This is a genomic window from Zoogloea sp. (genome assembly GCF_041904905.1).
Taxonomy (GTDB): Bacteria; Pseudomonadota; Gammaproteobacteria; order Burkholderiales; family Rhodocyclaceae; genus Zoogloea.
Map to the genome: position 1 here is coordinate 1 of NZ_JAYRMI010000121.1, position 3427 is coordinate 3427.

Here is a 3427-nt window from a genome sequence, read left to right on the forward strand (position 1 = left end):
TGCCGATTTCCTGCGCCATGTGCGCCGGCGCTGGTATCTCTACCTGCCGATCGTCGCGATCTGGGGCTTGGCCTATGCCCGGCTCTTCATCGATGCGACGCCGCGGCTGCCCGTGCTCTTCAACTGGACGCCGAGCCTGCCGTACCGCATCGCCTGGCTGGTGCATGGACCCCGCCCGCTGCGGCGCGGCGACTTCATCGTCTTCTCGTTCGACGGCGAGGCGACGGTGCGCTATCCAGGACTGCGCGGCCAGCCCTTCTTCAAGATCGTACGGGGCTTGCCGGGTGATGCCGTAACCGTCGCCGGTCGGCACGTGGCGATCAACGGCGAGGAGGTCGGCGTGGCCAAGCTGCAGGCCTACGACCATAGTCCGCTCGCACCGATTACGCCCACCGTCATCCCGCCCGGGCACTACTACGTGCAGGGCACCAGCCCCGACTCCTTCGACTCGCGCTACCAGGACAGCGGCTTGGTCCGGGCCGAGCAGGTGGTCGGTGTCGTGGTTCCGCTGTATTGAAAGGCGCGCCATGACCAAGGCCCTTCTCCTCCTCGCGCTGCTCGGCCTCTTGACCCAGCCGGCTGCCCGGGGCCAGTCCAGTCCGGCCCGCGGGCCGATCCACGGGACACCGACGACGCCAGGCATCAATGACATGGCGCTGGCCGACTATCTCGGCCTCCTGCGGCAAATCGCCCCCGCCGCTGAAACCGGCGCCAAGGACTATCTCGCGGCCTTCGAGCAACGTTGCGGCCGGGCACTCACCACGAGTGAGCTGCGCCAAGCGATGTCGGCCGGTGACGGCGATCCGGTGCTGATGGGACTGATCCGTGCGAGCCACCTGCGCGATAGCGCCGCCCGCGAGCGATTCGCCGGTCAGATCCGTTGCCCGGCCGGGAGGGGGCGATGAAACGCTGCATCTTGTCCGCTCCTCTGGTGCTCTGCCTGATGCTGGGCGCGGCTGGCGTGCGGGCCATGGATCTGGGCGTCATCGGGCCGACCTACGAGATCAGCGAACCCCATCTGCTCCAGATGATCGCGCAGCGCCTGCGCGAGAAGGAACGCAGCGGCGAACTCGGGCGCCTCGAAGAAGAAGCCCGGGCGCGGGGTATCGCAACCGTGAAGAATCCGCCGCCGGTCGCCGGCCTGCGTGCGGCCGAAACGGCGCGGACCTTCTACTTCGACCCGAGCTTCACCCTCGATCGCAACATCCTTGGCCCCCAGGGGGAGCTGATGTTTGCCGCCGGCACGCGCAAGAACCCGCTGGAGGTGGTGTCGCTGTCCCGGCACCTGCTGTTCTTCGATGCCCGCGATCCGCGTCAGGTCAGCCGCGCCCGGCAGCTGATCGCCCTCTACCAGGGCCGCGTCAAGCCGATCCTGGTCGGCGGCTCCTACCTGGACCTGATGCAGTCCTGGCATGTCCCCGTCTACTACGACCAACAGGGCCTGCTCACCCGCCGCCTAGGCATCACCCAGGTGCCGGCGCTGGTGTCGCAGGAAGGGCTGCAGCTGCGTATCGACGAATTGTCGGTGTCCCCATGAATGCCCATCGCGGCCTCGTTTCCTTCCTGCTCGCCGCCGTGCTCGCCTGCGCGGCCGGCCCCAGCCTCGCCGCCGACGCGGCCACCTGCACCGGCAAGTTTCCCAATCCGATCACCGATATCTGCTGGTCCTGCATCCTGCCGATCAGCATCGGCGCCGCGCGCATCGCCAACTTCGGCGACCAGGAGGACACCGACAACCCATCGAGCCCCGTCTGCAGTTGTGGCGCCAATCCGGTCATCGGGCTCTCCATCGGCTTCTGGGAGCCCGCACGGCATGTCGAGGCGGTGCGCAAACCCTTCTGCCTGGTATCGCTGGGCGGCATCGATCTCGATCCGGGCATCCCGGCGCCGGAAGCTGCGCGCTTCACGCGCCCCGAAGGCGATGGCGACGGCGGCAGCTTCTACCAGGCGCACTTCTATGTGAACCCGGTGATGTACTGGCTGGACGTGGTGACCGATTTCCCCTGCCTGGAAAAAGGTTCCTTCGATCTCGCCTACCTCACCGAGGTCGATCCCCTGTGGGCCGACGACGAACTCACCCTGATCCTCAATCCGGACGCCGTGCTCTTCGCCAATCCGGTCGCCATCGCCGCCTGCGCGGCCGACTGCGTCGCCGCCTCGGTCGGCTTCGGCCTCAAGGAGCTCTTCTGGTGCGCCGGCTGCCAGGGTGGCATTTACCCCCTCGACGGCCACGTGCCCTACCACCTGGGCGGCGTGCGCACCGCCTCGCTGATGGCCCAGCGCCTGACCGCCAAAATGCACCGCGAACTGATCGCCTGGGGCTGGCACGGCACGCCCGGCCTGTGCGGACCGTACTTCGAGCCGGTCATGGACAAGACCGCCTACAAGACTCAACTCACCTATCCGATCCCCAACACCGACAAGGAGGCCGGCCGCTGCTGCCAGCCCTTCGGCCGCACCACGGTGCTCTGGGGTGCCGGCAAGGAATACCCGGTGCGCGGCGAGGACTTCGCCTTCATGTTATTTCGCAAGAGGAACTGCTGTGTGGGCTTCTGATTTCCGTCCTTCTGCCTGGGCCCTCGGCCTCACCGCCGCGCTCGTGGCGAGCGCGCAGGCCCTGGCGCAAAACCCGCCGGTCATCACCGACGCGGACATCGAACGGGTCCGCCGCGAGCAGCCAGCGATCACCGAGGGAGACATCGACGCGGCGCGGCGGAAGTACAGCATGCCCGTCGATGCCGAACTCCGATTTGCACCGGTGCCGACCCCCAACGTCGAGGCGCTGCCCCAGCCCCTCAGCCGCACCCCGATCGACCTCGAAGCGCTGGCACGGGGCTACGCATCGCAAGCCGATGCAATGACTCAGGCGCAGGGGCTGGCGACTGGGCCAGGGCTGTTGGTGTTCGTCAGCCTGTCCATGCCCCGGCCCACTCTGCAGCGTCTGGTCGACCAGGCCGCGCGTGCCAAGGCTTCGATCGTCCTCCGGGGCTTCGCCAACGGCTCGCTGCGCGACACCGTCGCCCAGGTGCAGGGCCTGATCGGTTCCCGCCAGGTGGCGATGCAGATCGATCCCCTGGCCTTCGACCGCTACGCCGTCACTCGGGTACCGACCTTCGTGCTGGTGCGCGACGGCACCCGCCCGGTTGCCTGCGCCAGCGGCAGTTGCGCGCCGGCCGACAGTTTCCTGCGGACCTCCGGCGACGTGAGCCTGGACTACGCGCTGGAACACATGCGGCACTCGGCAACCGGGTTCGGCCCGCCCGCCGACACCTTCCTGAAACGGATTAAGGGATAGGAGGCCACGATGCGCCGCTGGGTCACCTGGATCACGCTCGTCTGCTTCGTCACGACGCAGACCGCCGCCGTCGCCGGTCCGTTCGAGGAAGGCACCACCGCCGGGCAGGCGGCCAATCCCGTCATCCGGGGG

General features: G+C 68.1%; 5 protein-coding genes. All 5 read left to right on the forward strand.

The genetic code is table 11. From position 1 onward, the window contains the following. On the forward strand, nt 1-517 hold a 517-nt coding region (gene traF / locus ACE3N6_RS18975), incomplete at its 5' end, for a conjugative transfer signal peptidase TraF (protein WP_374247386.1). 10 nt (nt 518-527) lie between these two features. Beyond that, nucleotides 528-905 (forward strand): hypothetical protein, encoded by a 378-nt coding sequence (locus ACE3N6_RS18980; RefSeq protein ID WP_374247387.1) that lies wholly within the window; start codon nt 528-530, stop codon nt 903-905. Then, the gene (gene traW, locus ACE3N6_RS18985) at nt 902-1537 is read left to right on the forward strand and encodes a type-F conjugative transfer system protein TraW (RefSeq protein ID WP_374247388.1); all 636 of its coding nucleotides are present in this window, start codon (nt 902-904) and stop codon (nt 1535-1537) included. The genes ACE3N6_RS18980 and traW overlap by 4 nt, the downstream gene beginning before the upstream one ends. Then, nucleotides 1534-2556, forward strand: coding sequence for a conjugal transfer pilus assembly protein TraU (gene traU, locus ACE3N6_RS18990; RefSeq protein ID WP_374247389.1), 1023 nt, complete (start codon nt 1534-1536; stop codon nt 2554-2556). Before traW ends, traU begins: the two co-directional genes overlap by 4 nt. Further along, on the forward strand, nt 2543-3295 hold the full coding sequence (gene trbC, locus ACE3N6_RS18995; RefSeq protein ID WP_374247390.1) for a type-F conjugative transfer system pilin assembly protein TrbC: 753 nt from the start codon (nt 2543-2545) through the stop codon (nt 3293-3295). Before traU ends, trbC begins: the two co-directional genes overlap by 14 nt. Nucleotides 3296-3427 lie beyond the last annotated feature (132 nt).